Raw genomic sequence first — 15809 nt, 5'->3', positions numbered from 1 at the left:
ATCGGCCCCACACTTTATCCCACACAAATCGCGTGGATACGCAGATCAGCTCTGGCTCGTTGTGTGGTTCTCGACGGCCTCGGCAAGCCCATTGATGGCGGGGCGATTGCGTGCAACGCTTGGATGGTCGCGGCCTCGTTGTTCTACCCCGTCAGGTTCTCCGCCGACGTCTCGTGCATTCCCGGACTAACCATATGTTTGTCGTCCACGTACATCACCTTTCGCCGTCATTCGGCGACGTGCTGTCGTCATCCTGACGGGTTGCGTCTTGACGAGACCGTCGACGATGTCGACTGGCCGACTCGCGGGCTCTGGCTCGTAACATCCGACCGGTTTACCGTGTGCCTCACGGTGACGGCTGCTCGTACTGTTGTGCGCCGACTCATGCGCGCGTCATCGGGTCCGGCTTCTGGGTCTGGCGGGCGGGCGATACCGAAAGGTCGATACGGCTTCGGTGTGCGGGCCGACGTGCTTGTTCTTGGCTGATGCCCACAGGTGCCGGCGGGTGAAGTCCGGCCAAGGCCGGTTACGGGTGCGAACCTTGCGGTCGAGCCTGTCGCCGAGCCCGTTGACCGGGCAGTGGCCCATGTAACGCAACATTTCGGCGTAGGGAACGGGGCGGATCTCCAGGGACAGCCAACTGCTCTTCGTCAGCACTGAATTCCATTGGGCCAGGTTGAGGGGCAGGTAGCGGTTGTCGCCGTGCTTTGGCTGGCTGGTGATGGTCAGGACGTCGACGTGGGAGGGCGTGGTGTTCCAGACCAGGACGGGTCGTTCCTTGTAGGTGCTCTGCGGATCGTCGTGAGTGATGATGGCCAGCCAGACCTCGCCCTCCTTGGGAGGCCAGCATCCGACGCCTGGCGGCGCGGGGTTCGCTGGTGGCCCGGAACGCATCCACCGGTACTGCCGTAGATGGCCGACCACGATGGCGACGACCGCGGTCAAGAAGGACGCCACGCCCAAGAGGAAGAGAACCAAGGTGACGCCGTCAGCCCTGGCAGGGTCGGGCAGGCCTTCCGGCCAGAAAGCCATCCCGAGCAGCAGGGCCGAGGTCAGCAGGTGTTCCCAGCCCTGTCTGGCCAGCAGCGTCGGCCAGTAGCCGAACTCGACCAACCGCATGCAGGCGAGGTAGGTCACGGTCGCCACCGTCGCGATCAGCAGGAGCGGGCCGGTGACCGACAGGACAGGAATCCCGGCGTTCAGGGCAAGCATTTCGGATGCGACGACAACGGCGAGCAACCCGGTCGCCTTGGCACCGAGGAGCACGCGCTTGGATCTCCGCTGCTGGGGACTCACCCGGCGGACCAGCCAGTAAGCCAGTACGGGGGCGGCGACCACCAGCAGTGCCTTGACGCCGCTGTGCTTGACCTGTTCGAGCTCGGCCGGGAACAGCAGAGCCATCGGCGTGGCCAGCACCCAACTCGTGGCCAGCACCGCGAACGACACCCTGGCTGTCTGCGGGACGAACTTGTCCGGCCGGCTGGGCTTGAGCAGCGTACGGGGACGACTCTGGTAGTTGAGCAACGTCATCAGGTAGATGCCCAGGAACAGGACCACCACTGCCTTGAACATGTCGTCACCGCTCCCGTTCCAGGGCTGCGGCCAGGCGATCGATCTGACTGTCCAGCTCGATTCGGCGGCGTTCCTTGGCCGAGCGGTCTTCTCCTCTGATGACCTCGATGTTGGTGCGTAGTTTCTGGTCCAGACGCCGTTCCTGGATCTCCAGGTCCACCGAGTCGCGGCGTTCGTTCGCGCGTAGCTGGCGTTCATGCAGTCGCTTGTCCACCTCCAGTTGGCTGCGCAGCTGCTCGTCGTACGCGGTGCGCGAGCTCATCAGCTTGGTCAGCACCGGTAGGCAGTCCAGCACAATGAGCAGCAACGCGAGCAGAAGGTGTGCCGTCGCGATCACAAAACTGTTGCTGGACAGGCGTCCCAACGCGTCGAACTCGTCCAGCAGGCCCCGTGCGACCAGGTTCTCCCTTTTCTCCTTCACCTTGGTGGTGATTCCGTCGTTGACCTGGCGCTCGGCGGAGGCCTCCGCGTCGGAGAGCTTTGTGGTGAGGCCCGCGACCTCGGTCTCGGCGGTGGCCAGTTGCCGGTGAAGTTGATCTATCTGGCTGTCCTGGCGGAACTGGTCGGCCTTGTCGCGGTTTCGTCGGCACTCGCCGCCCTCGCCGACCACGCCCGTGAGACCTGGACCTGCCCTGCCCGCGCATTCATCCCGGGCCAGCTGTTCCAGCTGTTCCAGTTGAGCGTCGGCCGCATCGGTTCTCTGCTTCAGGGTGTCTCGGTTCTTGATCGCCTGGTCCAGTTCGCCCTGGATGGACTGTGGGCTCTGCGCAATGGTGATGCGCAGTCCGTCGCACGACGGGTCAGGCAGTGGTGTGCCGGACGGCGGGTTGCAGCGTTTGAGCGCACTCTCGTAGCCGTCCACCTCGGACTTGCGATACTCGCTGATCTCGTTGTCGATCGACTGGTGGAACACGCCGAGCACCAGGGGCTCGGCGATGACCAGACCCAGCAGCACCGAGACCACCAGGCGTGGGACGTACACACCCAGTCGAGCCGCGCGCTCGGTGCCGTGCGTGCTGGAGATCAGCCAGCTGTCGACCGTGATGATGATCAAGGCCCACATCAGGTCCGCAGGCACCAGCAACCACCAGGCGGCGTTGGTGACCGTCGTGATCGCCATGTGCATCGACACACCGGCGAGCAGTCCGGTGTTGAGCACGATGAACCCGAGCCTCGTGTAGCGCGGCCGTTCTTCCGGCACCCAGTCGAGGATGCCCTCGTCCACGCCGACCAGCCGGCGCATCAGACGGGGCAGTCCTCGCTTGGGCATCACCGGCCGGAACGCGCCGATCCCGGCGTCATTGGGCAACGACGTCCGCACAGGCCGTGTAATGGTGAGTTCGTCCAGGTCAGTTGACATCCTCGACCCGCACCTTCTCGTCGTCGGCAAACTCGTCGTCCCCGTCGGGGCGCGATTCGAGCTGGCGGCGGTCCTCGCTGGCAGCGATGGGTGTCACGACAGGGCCACCCAGCAGGTCATTGACGACCTTGTCGAGGTGCAGGTTCGCGTTGTCCAGGTGACCGTGCTTGCCCAGCTCGCGGATGACCTCGAGCTTCGCCTCCAGCTGTTTGAGCTCGGTCTCCCGTTCCAGTTTTCGATCCTCGCGTTCCCACATCTCCCTGCGTAGCAGTGCTTTGTCTCTGTCCAACTGGTCCTCGCGCGCCCACTCCGTGCGCCGTGCGCGGTCCAGGCGGTCGGCCTCCCACTCCGCCTTGTCCCGCTCTCGCTCGATCTCCAGGCGGGTCAGCAGATCCTCACGGTCCTGAGCGACTTCCTGTCTGCGCAGTTCCTTGAGTTCGTCGGCCAACTCCCTCGCGCTGATGTCACCCGCGGCATGGGACAGCACCAGAGCGGCGATCGGGTCCCCCCCGACCACGTCCGATGTCCGCGACAACTGGTCCCGCTCGTAATCCTGCTGTTCGGCGTTCAACACGCGGGCGTGCCGGTGCCCATCCGCCTCTCGTTGATGCTCGTAGTGCTGTTGCTGCTCCTTCAGGCGGTGCTCGTTGCGTTGCCGTTCGAAGTCGACCGTGTGTTTCTGCTGCTCGTCACGCAGCGACTCCTGGAACTTGGCGAGTTCGTCCGGCGTGAGCACCTCCACGCTGGCCAGCGTGGCCGTCATGCCGGCGAACTCGGGCGGCACGACCGTCACATAGGCCCTGACCTGGGAGCTCAACTTGCGTCGGACGTCATTGATCTCCGTCAGCGCATAGTCCAGGCCCACCTCGAACAGCCGGCTGTGTGCCTTGAGATATCCGGAAAGCATCGCCTCGGCGTCATGGCCTCCGGTGCGGACGACCGCCACCGGGTCCTCGACCGTGCACAGGAAGGTGACCCGCATCGTGAACGACGTCGCGTCCTGCGACGGGATTCCCAACATGACCACCACCTGCGTGTCCGTCGTGATGTCGACGACGGACACGCGCGACGCGTCCATGACAGAGGACGAGTCAAGTGGCAGTGCGGACGTGTCGAGCAGGTAGTCACCGCGGGTGAAGTACACGAGCCGCTGGCTGGCCAGTGGTCGGGGAATCTCGTCGGCGGTGCGGCCATGTGGCCCGCGCGCCCAGAACGACTTACGGGGAACCGGCGCCAGGAAGTGTTCGGACACGACGGGGTAAGGCTGCTTTTCCACTGGATGCTCCGGAATGTCAGTCGGTGATGATTTTGAGGGCGTTGATGAGTGCGGTCACGATCGAACCGATGTTCTTGTTCTTTCGTGCTACGACGATGGGGAACTCGCGTTCCAGCGCGTTGCGTTCGCCTTCGTCGTCGAACCCGTTGGCGAGGGCGTGGCCAAGTGCACTGACAACGTCCTCCGGCCGCTCGGCGTTCTTGTGGAGATCTTCCAGAATCGCTTGGAGCGCATGCATCGCGCGCAACCGCACGGGCCGGTGCACCAGCACCTTCGCGAACAGGCCGCCGACCACCCCGATGCGGTCCGGAAAGTCCGTCAGGTAGTTGAGCACGGCCACCCGTTTCGTGCGGGCGTCCCTGACCGCCAGCGCCGCGAGTACGGTCCGCGCCGCCACCGAGCACAGGTGTGGTCGGGCGCCGGGACGGATGAACCGCTCCGCCTTGCCGGCCAGCGTCGACAACACGATGCCCGCGTCCCTGGTCTCCCCGACCAGCGTGCTGAACAGCTCACCGAACACCATCTCGACGTCGCCGGCGACGGTGTGCGACTGAACGCACAGCTGCCAGAGCACGTTCACCGCCTCATGCGGATAGCGGACACCGAGATGGCCACTGAAGGTCATCGCAGCCGCCCACCGCTGAGTGGGCCGACCCTGGGTGATCCACTTCGTGGCGATCTGCAGGGCGGCTGGGGAGAGCGAGTCCACGTACGCCATGAACCAGAGGGTGTAGACCGCGGCGCGCTGGCCCGCGGTGCCGCGCTGACCACCTGCCCAGTGGTCCAGCGTCGGCAACACTTCGTCCAGCGCCGCGTAGGCGAGCCGCGCCAGACCCATCGCCACCCGCTGCTCGTACACGGGTCGCACGACGATGAGGTCGAGCCAGTCGCGCAGAGTGTCCCAGAACCGGACGTCCATCCCGCGCCACAACGCGGACAGCACGTGCTGGTGATAGCCCGACATCGCGAACAACAAGGCGCCCCTGGTACCCAGGTCGGTGGGCAGGACCGAAGTGGTCACGAGTGTGTTCTCGGCCAGTTGACCACGGATCCGCGGCAGGGTGACCGCCGCCGGAGAGGACACTTCGGCCTCCGCCTCCGGCATGTGCTTTCGCATCGTGGTTCGCAGTAGTGCCATGGCGCTTTCGAAGTGCCGCTCATCGACGCCGAGCGTGAACGCGAGCGTGGCGACCTCCAGCACCTGGCCGTCCGAAGCGGTTTCGAACCAGGTGTCGACCTGCGCGCGCATGCTGGCGTCGAAGTGGGACACCGCGATGTCCGGCGATTCGCCCTCGCGCAGCCGCAGGGCCAGGTCAACGACGTCACTGACCCGGTCGGCCGATCTCAGCGCGTTACTCAGAGTTTCCTGGTGCTCCTCGGGCCATTCCTCCGGCCAGTACACGCGCAGTACTCGTGCCGCGTTCGGCGGACGCCAGGCGAGGTGGCTGATGGACTCGGTGACACCTGCCTGGGTGATGGAGGTCGTGACTACGAGGTAGGCCCGCTGGTCCGCCAGCCGATCCCGAAGGAGCCGCCACTCGAAGTCGGACTCGACCGCCTCCGGAGCCACGACACGGTCTATCACCAGGTAACCGCACTCGGCCTTGTAGTCGTACTTGACCAGTTCAGCGAGGGGAATCTGTGGCGCGAGCATGAAGAGCGCCTCGTCGGTGACCTCACGCAGCAGCGCCAGTGCCGACGAGCGCTTGCCGATACCTGTGGCGCCACAGAGGACGACGACACGGTCGTGCGCGAGTCGCAGCGCCGCGTCGGGGAAGCCCTCAGGTCGGACGAAGTGTTTGAGCGCGTTGGTGACATCGTCCTGGTCGACCGAACCCGTCGCGCGGGAAAGTTTCGCGCTCAGGGCGTGCAGCAAGCCGATCGACACGTTCGACCCGAAGACGGGGTTGTTGACGTTGATGGTCTGTTGTTGGTTGAAAGAGGACTGTGCGGTTGCCTCTTCCGGTGTTTCCGGCGGCTTTTCCTCGGCCGCCTCGTCGTCCTTCTCTTCCTCCTCCGTCATGCGCCGAACCTGTTCTGGATACCGATGACCGGGTTGTCGCCGTGTACTCCGCCGTGGATGTGGCTGGTCACGGCGGGATTCGCGACGGGCTCGGCCGGTCGGGCAGGTTTCTCGGCGCGTTCGTTCACTGGGACCGATGTGTCCAGCGGGAGTGCGTGGATGTCGTGACCGGGCACGTGCAGCCAGGCAGAGCCGTGGAAGGTCTTGTTCCGGACGACCACCTCCCGGAAGTCCCGTTCGGACATCCGAGTGTGGCCTTGGCGCACGACCTCCTCGAACAGTGCGGGAGACAGAAGAACGACGAGATCCGTGGTCGGACAGGCCGCGAGAGCCTGCCGTGCCGGTGCGCTGTCCACCAGGCGCGACACGGCAACCACGCCCTGACCGGCGTAGCCGCCCGCAGCCGGGCTCACGAGTCCCTGATGGATGGCCAGGCGCATGCGGAGCCGGCCGCCGTGGCGCTGGCTCGCGTTGTAGGCGGCCAACGCGTGGGCCAGGGCGCTCGGAAACTCGTCGATCACCGTCCACTCGGGCACGTTCGCCGGTAGCACGGCGAGCTCTCCGTCGCCGGCCGGTTGCACGCTCCACCGGGATCGGTCGAAGCCCGCGGCGGCGGTGGCAACGGCAAGCACATCGACTCGAGCCTGCTGCAGTTCGTGCTGCTGGAGGTCATTGCGACCGCTGTAGTTCTCCGCGTCCGAGCTGAGCAACGTTCGTCGGCTGAAGTGGTTGTCCACGATGTGCGTCCTTTCCGTCGTCGTGACATGAGCACATTCTGCGAACGGCAACGGCTGGAGTTGTCCTATTAGTAGTGAATGCGAGAAGATCAATTGTCATCGGCGTAGCGGCGCAGCGCACCGACATCGTTGATCTTGATGCCCCGGTATTGCGAGGAGATGAGTCCTCGCGCTCGAAGATCACGCATGGCCTTGTTGACAGCCGCGGGCTTGGCGCCGATCAGTCTTCCCAACTCGTCCTGGGAGATCTGGAAGCCAAGTTTGACGTCCACAATGGCGGACTCGCCATACAACTCGACGAGTTCCAGGATTACCCGTGCCAGTCGCACCTGGACGTCGTAACCGCCGAAGTCGAGCCTTCGCTGGTTCGCCCAGTACAGCTGATCGACCAGGTTCGCGGACAGCGCCCGCCAGGTGACGGGATGCTTGTCCAGGTAGGCGAGGAAGCGGCGGTGATCGATGGCGTGTGCGACGGTCTCCGCACAGGCAGTCACCGTCGCGGTACGCACGCCGCCCCGCAATGCGGCACTTTCGCCGACGAGATCACCTGCGGCGCGGATGGCCAGCAAGGTCTCAGAACCGTTGCGGGCGACCGAGGTCACCTTCACACAGGCGGTGGTGCCTGGCTTCGTGGCTTGCAGCAGGAACACGTCGGTCCTGGGCTCTCCCTGTTGAGCGACGTGCTCGCCAGGTGCCACCGCACGCGGCCGCCCCAGGTTCAACAGTTCCGTTGCCGCCTCAGGGCCGACACGAGCCAGAAAGCTCCCGGGTAACCAACCCGCTTCAGGACGCGAAGGATTGGGCAAGGTAGTTCTCCTACCGCAAGTTCAGGTTGCCTACAAGGTCGTCCTGTGGCGGACGGCCAAGCCGATCTTTGGTGGGTTAGCGCCCAAGAATGGCGTCAGCAATCACCCGACGCACGTTCGCCATCAGGTGAGGTCAATCGTCCAGTTGTGCCGTCACGCGAAGGCCGGCCATGTCGTAGATCATCAGCGGGCGGTGGGCGGTGCCGACCAGTCCAGCCTCGCGCAGGCTGCGCAACGCGCGCTCTGCGGTCGCCTTGCTGATCCCGATCAAGGAACCGAGTTCTGCTTGCGTCAGACCAATCCTGATCATGACGCTGCGTTGGTCGTGAGACGGTTGCCCGTAGTCCTCCGCGAGCTCGACAAGCATGCGCGCCATCCGCGTGACAGGCGGACAGTCACCGATGTCGACACGACGCCGCGTCGCGGCGCGCAACTTCGAGCCGATGACCCGGCTCAACGCGACATGGTCCTCCGGGTAGCTGTCGAGCACCCGGAGGAAGTCCACACCGTCGATGACGCAAACCAAGGCCGGCTGCCAACTGCAGACTTCCACGCCGGCGGATCGTCGTCGCTCGTCGATCGTCGCGAGTTCACCGACCACGTCTCCGCCTACTCGTACGGCCAGGAGCGTGCCGGCAGACTGCGTTCCCTGTTTCGAAATGACCTTCACGCATCCGGATATCAGGAGATGTACGGTGCGGTCCGCCGCACCCTCGCGAATCATGGTCTCTCGAGGTGCGTATCGGACAAAATTTCCTACCGAGAAGTAGGTCTGGGCGGCACGATCCGAGATGCACGACAAGAAGGCCCGCTCCGGCCATTCCAGCCTGTGGACGGCAATGTTCGGACGGCCGACTGTTTCCATTGCCTTCTCTGCCATCTCGTCCGTCGTGGCGATCGACGCTCGACAACGATGCTAACGGGGGAAGTCAACCCGTTACGACCAAGTGTGAGCTGCGCCCGGCGGCCGAATGACGGGTGTCGCTGCCACCTGTGCCAGCACGCGCGGGAACGGATCGACAGGGCGCGGTTGAAGCCACCAGATACATGACGCGGATTGTGTACGCCAGGGCCGGATTGCAGCCGGATTTATGCTGGATTGGCTGGTACGGAGTCGCCGGCGACCGCTAGTCCAGTTGCTGCGTGATGATCAGGTCCAGGCCCGCGTCCGGGTGGTAGGTCCAGGATGCCTCGAAGTTGGACCAGGTGCCGGACTGCATGCCGTCCAGAGCGCGGGTCGCGTACATCTTCGAGATCACCGACTGCGGGGTCTCCAACTCGTCCAGCACGCAGGTCAGGCCCTCCATGGAGGCTGAGCCCGAAGCCAGCTCGTCGCCTGACGTGTCGATCACCAAGGTGTGGTCGTCGTCGCCCAGGTCGCCCGCGTGGCATTCCGTGAAGGCTTGGCGGAGCTGGGTCTCGTGCGGTTTGCCGAGCGGGAACGTTGATGCCGACATCGGGGATCCGTCGTCGCCGCTCGTCAAAGCGAGGGCGATGCCGACCGTTGCGGCAATGACGACGGAAATCGCACCGAGCAACGGCCACAACCGCGGTTTTCTTGTTGGAATGTCTTGCGGTTCCCAGATGAACCGCGTGGACTCCTGATACGAATCTGTCATGGCCCGGGTGTCGTTCCTGATCGTGCGCGCGTATCAGGTTTCTTGTGGAGTCACCCGGGGTCGATCACAGGATGACATCGATCGCGGCGGTGGTGCAACCCCGGCCGAACGCGAGGCGATCACCGCACGCGAAGGACCGCTGGTGTCGCGACAATTCGATGCGAGAACCGGGCTGGTGAGGTCTGCCGGTTACGCGGTCGTCGATGTCGCCGCCTTTCGCCGAACTTGCCGGCGACCTGGCCGAGCGTCTCGTGGGGCGAGCGATGGTTGCTCATAACCTTGTTTTCGATGCGCGTTTTCTTCGGGTGTGCACGACGGCCATGTCCGGGCGTTGTTCGGCGCGGGAAGTCCTTGGCCGGAAATCCCGGCTGGCTGCCGCTGCACGCCCGAGCGCGCCACACCTCCGTTCAGCCGCGGTCGTTTCTGGCCCCGTTGGTCGACCGGCTTCCCCTGTACCCGACATGCCGCGTGCCGACGAATACGTCGCCACGCTGGCCCGGGCCTTGCTCGATCGGCACCTCTCGGCCTCTCGCGCGGGCGACAGGTCGCGTGACGAGTGGGAACGCAGAGCGGTCTCGGCGGGGTTAACGGTCACGCCTGGCGGCGTCGCCAAGGGGACGCGCCTGCTCACTGTCCGGTAGGGCAGGCAAGCGCGGAGGTACGGCATCACGATCGTGACCGAGGAGGGCTCTGCGAACCCCTCTAGCTCACGTGCTAGCGCTGCCCGATAGTCTTCGTTTTCTTGCACTTATGTCCGTACGCCTAGTGTCGGAGTGGACACGTTTGGTACGGTCCGCGCGTTTGTTGGGCACGGATACAAAGGTCCGGAGGATGTGCCGTGTACGTCGACGACGGTGCCGCTCCGCTCGCTCCCACGGAGCAGCGTCAGCCCACTGATCAGGCCGCCACCTCGTTGGCCGAGCGGATGGCCGACGTGGCGTTGATCAGTAACGCGGTCAAGGCAGGCGAGTTGGTGATCGACCCGGAGGCCGGCGAGAAGCTGCTCACCACGTTACGTGGGCAGGCCGACTCCGCCGCCGCCTGGCTCGAGCGGTTACGTGGCATGTCCCGGCCGGTGCCGTTGGGGACCAACTGGGTCGGCGAGGCAATGTCGGGGAAGTTCGAGCGCCGTGCGGACGGGGAGGACGTCTCCTTCGTCTCCGTGCTCGACCAATACCACCGGACGTTGCTCCAGGCGCACAGCACGGTCGACGAGGCCATGCGCCGCTACCAGACCACCGACGACGACTCGGCGACCGCGCTGCGGCGGATCGCGTCCACCGAACTCTGAGCTGGGGCAGCAGGATGGCGAACGACCACCACCAGTCCGCTTTCGACGAGGACCAGTTCGACCGGTACGACACGGTCGACTCGCCGATCACCGACACCGTGGATCCCAACAGGACCGGGCTGGTCGGGGACATCGGCCGGCTGATCGACGAGATCCGGATCAACCTCGCGGCCAGCAAGCTCGACGACAACGTGGCCGTCGGCGAGGACCGGGCGCTCAACGGCACCGGTAACTGGGCCGCGGTGCCGCACGAGCAGCTCTACTCGTCGGTGCACACCAACAACAATCCCTCCGAGGCCTACTCGCTGGCCAAGGAGTGGACCGATCTCGGCAACATGATGGCCGAGAACTCGCGGGTCATGGACGCGACGATCCGGTCCACCGAGTCCGGCTGGCAGGGGCCCGCGGCGGAGGTGGCCCGGCAAGCCACTCTCAAGCTCGCGACCTGGGGCGGCGACGCCGCGCAGACCTCGCAGTACATGGGCACCCGGATCGCCGACCAGGGGCTTGCCGCCGAGCGGGCCAAGGCCACGATGCCGGAGCCGAAGAACTTCGACTACGAGAAGATGCTGCGGGACGGCTTCGCCTCCGGTGGGCTTGCCGGGTTCGCCCAGGCCGTTGTGGACGTTCAGGCGGCCAGTGCCGCGTCCCGGTCCGCGCACCAGCAGGCCGTGCAGGTCATGTCCGACATGGAGGCGCAGTCCCGGGACGTCGACGAGACCACGCCACGGTTCGTGCGCCCGCCGGAGGTCACGGACGGTGGGACCGAGGGCACGTCGATGAGCGCACTGCAACGGCCCAGCGCTCCGCTGGCCGCGCAGATCCCGGGCACCCCGACACTCCCGAACGCTCCGTCACTCCCGAACGCGGCCGGCGTCGACCCCGGCGGTGCCGTCGCCGCCGCACCGGGAGGTGTTGGCGCGGCGGGACTTCCCGGCGGAACCGGCGGAGCCGGCGGAACGGGGGCCGCGTTCGCCGGTGGGACGGTTCTTCCCGGCGGGAGCATGCCTGGTGGGCCCGTGGTCCCTGGTGGGGCTGGGGTTCCCGGCGGAGTCGGCATGCCCGGTGGGTTCAGCATTCCTGACGGCTCGGTTCCTGGGGCCGGTGACGTGGGGAGTTCGTTTTCCACCGGCGGTGTGCCGGGTGGGACCTCCTCGCAACAGCGCGGCGGCGGGTCCTACACGCCGCCCAACATGACCGTGCCCGACATCGACTTCGGCACGGGCACGGCCGGGTACACGCCGCCGAACCTCGGCGGGCACACGGGTGGGACGAACTTCGGGGGCACCGGTTTCAAGCCCGATACCCCGGACTTCTCGAACTTCCTGCCGCCCGGGGTGACCACCGGTCGGGGCGGCTCGACGGGACGCGACACGGGTTCGCCCGGTTACGTGCCCCCGAGGCTCCCGACGGGCATCAACCCCGCGACCGGTCTTCCCTACACGCCTGACGAGATCCGGCGTGGCGTCCCGTCCTTCGGTGGCGGGAACACGGGCGGCAACATCCCGAGCGGCCGGGTTCCCGGTGTCGCCGGCCTTCCCGGCGGTGGGTTCCCCGGTGGTGGCGGTGGTGGCTTCAGTGGCGGTGGTGCTGGTGGCTTCGGTGGTGGTGGCGCCGGGGCCGCAGGTGCCGGCGGCGGGTTCGGGCGTGGCGGCGGTCTCGCCGGGCCGGGCAGCTACGCCGGTGCGTACGCCGCAGAGCAGGCCGCGACCGCACGCGGTGCGGCGGGCTTCGGTCCGGGTGGGCAGACCGGCGCCAACGGCGCGCCGGGCGCGGGCGCTCCCGGTGCGGGTGGCCGCGGCAGCGGTGGCGGCGAGGACAAGGAACACCGCAACAAGTACGCCACCAACGAGAAGATCATCGACGAGCCGGGGCGGATGGTGCCGACGGTCATCGGTGAGAAGTCCGCCAAGCAGCTGAAGGAAGAGCAGCCCGGATGACACCGGACTTCGAGCTGACCGCCCGGGAGTTCGACTTCCTCTGGCGCCACCTCGACCTCCCCGAGATGCCGTACCCGGTGGACGTGCCCAGCAACGGGGCCACCATGGAGGACCGGGCACGGCTGCGCGAGGAAACCTTCGCCACCTTGCGGGACAAGGAAGTTCTCCGCAACGGCGACCGCGTCTCGGAGAAGGTCGCCGAGCTGTTGCGGGTGCTGGCCGAGCCCAAGGTCTCGGTGGACACCGTGGGCTTCGGCGACGGGCCGATCCGTGGGCTCGCCGCCTCCGACGGCGGTACCGCTGCGCTGGCCTCCATCGTGGACGGTGTGCTGGCCTTCGCCACGATCCGGCCGACCGCGCTGGCCTCGTCGATCGTCGAGGTGCTGCCGCCCGGGCAGGCCGGCTCGGGGGTGGCGTTCCGTGTGCCGCAGCAGGCTTTGCGTAAGGCGGCGAGCGGGGAGGACGAGGACGACCCGTTCGGCGGCGGAGACGAGCGGGACATCCTGATGGCGAACGGCGTCAGCGACGAGGACGCGACGACGCTGATCGAGCTGGCCGAACGGCGGGTCCGGGGTGGACAGTTCGGCGTCACCACCACCGGCCGGGCGACCCGGCTCAGAGCCGGCACGCGAACCCGCGCCAACACCATGATCACGTGGTTCGACACGAACGACGGCCGCTACCTGATGGTGCACGACGGCTCGTGGTTGAGCCTCACCCCGGCCGACGGCGCCCGGATCGCCCACCGCATCGACGAGCTGCTCCGCAAAGCCTGAAAGCGAACGAGATGACCCAGACGAACGAAGAGTGGGCGGCCGGCTTCGAAGCCAGGATCGCCGAGCTGCAACGCAAGTCCGAGCAGCTGACCGAGAGCTTCAACGCCGCCGGCGCCACCGCGTCCTCACCGGACGGTGGCGTGCGGGTGACCGTGGGGCCGAACGGCGCGCTGCAGGAGGTGCAGCTCGGCCCGTCGGTCGCGCGGTTCGCGCCGGCCGAGCTCGCTGGGATCATCAACCGCACCGCGGCGAAGGCCGCACAGATGGCGGCACACCAGGTGCGGGCGGCGTTCGCGCCGTTTGCCCAGGGCACCGAGGCGATGGCCCTGTTCGACAGCTTCCTGCCTCCGCCGCCGACGCCGGTGTCGGACGCGCCGGTGGACGGCCTGGCGGCGGACGACGAGATCGCCGAGTCGTCTTCCCCGGCTCCCCCGCCGCGCCCACAGGCGCCGCAGCCGCCGCGGCGACCACCCGCACCGTCCAAGAGGGACGATGACGACGAATTCGACCAGCCTTGGTGATTCGGGGAGAGCAACCGTGCCCAGTGAAGGTTTCGAGGTCGTCGACAGCGAGCTGCGCGAGTTCGCGAAGGCCCTTGGCGGAACCGCGGACAAGATCGCCGCGTCGGCCGGCGCGGTGCGCGGGGTCAGCTACAGCCCGACCACCTGGGGTATCACCCTGGGGCTGATCCCCATGGGCTTCGCCTTGAAGGCGACCAACGAGGCCTCCGCCAAGCTGGATCAGGCGGCGGAGCGAGTCAGGGACGCGGCGACCGGGGTGGAGAACACCGCCGCGGTGTACGAGGACACCGACACCTTCCTGGCGCAGAACGAGTTCGGGGGCGACAAGTGACCACGACCGAGGAAGGGCCGAAGACCGAGGAAGAGGTCCGCGAGGCCTACGACTTCCAGGCCTTCAACCTCGATGACGACAACGCCTTCGCAGGCGGCGGCATCGTCGACTCCTACGCCGAGCTGGTCAAGGCGGTGAACGAGGAGGGCGAGAACGACGTCGCGCAGATCGCGGTCAACGCGGTCGCCGTCGGCCTGGACACGCTCGGCCTCGTCCTCAACCCGCTGGGCACCGTGTTCGCGGCCGGCGTCGGCTGGCTGATCGAGCACATCGGCATCCTGCGTGAGCCGCTGGACCTGCTGATGGGCGACCCGGACCAGATCCAGGCCAACGCCACGCTGCTGCAGATGGAAGTGGCGAAGCTGAACACGTGCGCCGACGAGCACGACGCGGCGCTCGCCAAGGTCAGCAGCTGGACGGGCGAGGCCTCGGACAAGTTCCGCAAGAGCATGGGCGAGCTGTCGGAGGAGATCCGCTCGTTCGGCATGGTGGTGAGCGGTGCTTCGGACGAGACGGTCCGGTGCGGGGTGGCGGTGGCCGCCCTCCGTTCCGTGGTTCGCGACCTCATCGCCGAGGTGATCGGCACTCTGATCGCGGGCGCGCTGGCCGCCGTCGCGGCGGCGTTCTTCACGTTCGGCGCATCGATCGTCGGGTTCATCGGCGCGGCGATCGGCGTGGTCGCGTCGACGCTCGCCAAGATCACCAGGGCCATCGCGACGGTGTCCAAGGTCCTCAGCCGCGCCGGTTCCCGGCTGGGCCGGCTCACCCAGAGCCTGGACGACCTCGCCGTGCGCATGGAGCGATTCGCGGAGGCCGCCAAGAGGGGCGACTGGAAACCCTTCGGCAGCTCGACCGGCGTACCGGATCCGGGTGCCAAGCCACCCCCAAACCCGAACGGCTCCGGCACCGGGTCCGGCTCAGGCACGGGCACCGGCTCCGGCTCCGGGTCCGGGTCCGGCTCAGGCACCGGCACCGGCACCGGGTCCGGCACCGGGTCCGGGTCCGGCACGGGCACCGGCTCAGGCTCCGGCACGGGCTCCGCCTCCGGCTCCGGCTCGGGCAGCAGCCCAGACCCCAACGGCTCCGGTTCAGGCTCCGGCTCCGGCTCAGGCACCGGCTCGGGCTCGGGCTCCGGCACCGGCACCGGCACGGGCACGGGCACGGGCAGCAGCCCACACCCCAACGGCTCCGGTTCAGGCTCCGGCACCGGGTCCGGCTCAGGCACCGGGTCCGGGTCCGGCACGGGCACGGGCACGGGCACGGGCAGCAGCCCACACCCCAACGGCTCCGGTTCAGGCTCGGGCTCCGGCACGGGCACCGGCTCGGGCTCCAGCCCAGACCCCAACGGTTCCGGTTCCGGCTCAGGCACCGGCACCGGCACCGGCAGCACCCCAGACCCCAACGGCACCGGCTCGGGCAGTACCCGAGACCCCAACGGTTCGGGCACGGGCTCCGGCACGGGCTCCGGCTCCGGCTCGGGCACCGGCTCGGGCTCAGGCTCCGGCACGGGCTCCGGCTCCGGCTCGGGCTCCGGCCCAGACCCCAACGGTTCGGGCT

At 67.2% G+C, this 15809-nt stretch carries 14 protein-coding genes; 6 read left to right on the top strand and 8 right to left on the bottom strand.

Annotated elements, in window-relative coordinates; translation table 11 throughout:
• Nucleotides 1-393 precede the first annotated feature (393 nt).
• The 8 genes from VF106_RS42460 to VF106_RS42425 all read right to left on the bottom strand — a co-directional run bounded on the left by VF106_RS42460 (nucleotide 394) and on the right by VF106_RS42425 (nucleotide 9231).
• A complete protein-coding gene (locus VF106_RS42460) occupies nucleotides 394-1572 on the bottom strand; it encodes a hypothetical protein (protein ID WP_330845704.1) in 1179 nt (392 codons plus the stop codon).
• A 4-nt stretch (nucleotides 1573-1576) separates the two neighbouring features.
• Entirely contained in the window at nucleotides 1577-2932 is a 1356-nt protein-coding gene (locus tag VF106_RS42455; RefSeq protein ID WP_330845703.1) for a DUF4407 domain-containing protein, read from the bottom strand.
• Nucleotides 2922-4208: an SPFH domain-containing protein gene (locus VF106_RS42450; RefSeq protein ID WP_330845702.1), complete on the bottom strand. Its 1287-nt coding sequence runs from the start codon at nucleotides 4206-4208 to the stop codon at nucleotides 2922-2924. The genes VF106_RS42455 and VF106_RS42450 overlap by 11 nt, the downstream gene beginning before the upstream one ends.
• Nucleotides 4209-4224: 16 nt before the next feature.
• Nucleotides 4225-6231: a hypothetical protein gene (locus VF106_RS42445; RefSeq protein ID WP_330845701.1), complete on the bottom strand. Its 2007-nt coding sequence runs from the start codon at nucleotides 6229-6231 to the stop codon at nucleotides 4225-4227.
• A complete protein-coding gene (locus VF106_RS42440; protein ID WP_330845700.1) occupies nucleotides 6228-6968 on the bottom strand; it encodes a hypothetical protein in 741 nt (246 codons plus the stop codon). The genes VF106_RS42445 and VF106_RS42440 overlap by 4 nt, the downstream gene beginning before the upstream one ends.
• A gap of 89 nt (nucleotides 6969-7057) precedes the next feature.
• Nucleotides 7058-7774: a Crp/Fnr family transcriptional regulator gene (locus tag VF106_RS42435; protein ID WP_330845699.1), complete on the bottom strand. Its 717-nt coding sequence runs from the start codon at nucleotides 7772-7774 to the stop codon at nucleotides 7058-7060.
• A gap of 133 nt (nucleotides 7775-7907) precedes the next feature.
• Nucleotides 7908-8654 (bottom strand): Crp/Fnr family transcriptional regulator, encoded by a 747-nt coding sequence (locus tag VF106_RS42430; RefSeq protein ID WP_330845698.1) that lies wholly within the window; start codon nucleotides 8652-8654, stop codon nucleotides 7908-7910.
• 247 nt (nucleotides 8655-8901) lie between these two features.
• Nucleotides 8902-9231 (bottom strand): hypothetical protein, encoded by a 330-nt coding sequence (locus VF106_RS42425; protein ID WP_330845697.1) that lies wholly within the window; start codon nucleotides 9229-9231, stop codon nucleotides 8902-8904.
• A 1000-nt stretch (nucleotides 9232-10231) separates the two neighbouring features.
• On the opposite strand from VF106_RS42425, the gene VF106_RS42420 reads away from it, so the two are divergent.
• From VF106_RS42420 to VF106_RS42395, 6 genes are all read left to right on the top strand, one after another.
• On the top strand, nucleotides 10232-10684 hold the full coding sequence (locus tag VF106_RS42420) for a hypothetical protein (protein ID WP_330845696.1): 453 nt from the start codon (nucleotides 10232-10234) through the stop codon (nucleotides 10682-10684).
• Between the two features lie 14 nt (nucleotides 10685-10698).
• Entirely contained in the window at nucleotides 10699-12624 is a 1926-nt protein-coding gene (locus VF106_RS42415; protein ID WP_330845695.1) for a hypothetical protein, read from the top strand.
• Nucleotides 12621-13400: an ESX secretion-associated protein EspG gene (locus VF106_RS42410; protein ID WP_330845694.1), complete on the top strand. Its 780-nt coding sequence runs from the start codon at nucleotides 12621-12623 to the stop codon at nucleotides 13398-13400. Before VF106_RS42415 ends, VF106_RS42410 begins: the two co-directional genes overlap by 4 nt.
• An 11-nt stretch (nucleotides 13401-13411) precedes the next feature.
• On the top strand, nucleotides 13412-13921 hold the full coding sequence (locus tag VF106_RS42405) for a YbaB/EbfC family nucleoid-associated protein (RefSeq protein ID WP_330845693.1): 510 nt from the start codon (nucleotides 13412-13414) through the stop codon (nucleotides 13919-13921).
• 16 nt (nucleotides 13922-13937) lie between these two features.
• Nucleotides 13938-14252 carry a type VII secretion target gene (locus tag VF106_RS42400; protein WP_330845692.1) on the top strand — a complete coding sequence of 105 codons (315 nt, stop codon included), beginning with the start codon at nucleotides 13938-13940 and terminating at the stop codon, nucleotides 14250-14252.
• Nucleotides 14249-15809, top strand: a 1561-nt coding sequence (locus VF106_RS42395; protein ID WP_330845691.1) for a WXG100 family type VII secretion target, incomplete at its 3' end; no start/stop codon positions are given. The genes VF106_RS42400 and VF106_RS42395, both read left to right, overlap by 4 nt.

It is taken from the genome of Actinophytocola sp. (genome assembly GCF_036378875.1).
In the GTDB taxonomy this organism is placed as follows: Bacteria; Actinomycetota; Actinomycetes; order Mycobacteriales; family Pseudonocardiaceae; genus Actinophytocola.
This window is presented reverse-complemented; position numbering and strand designations above follow the sequence as displayed.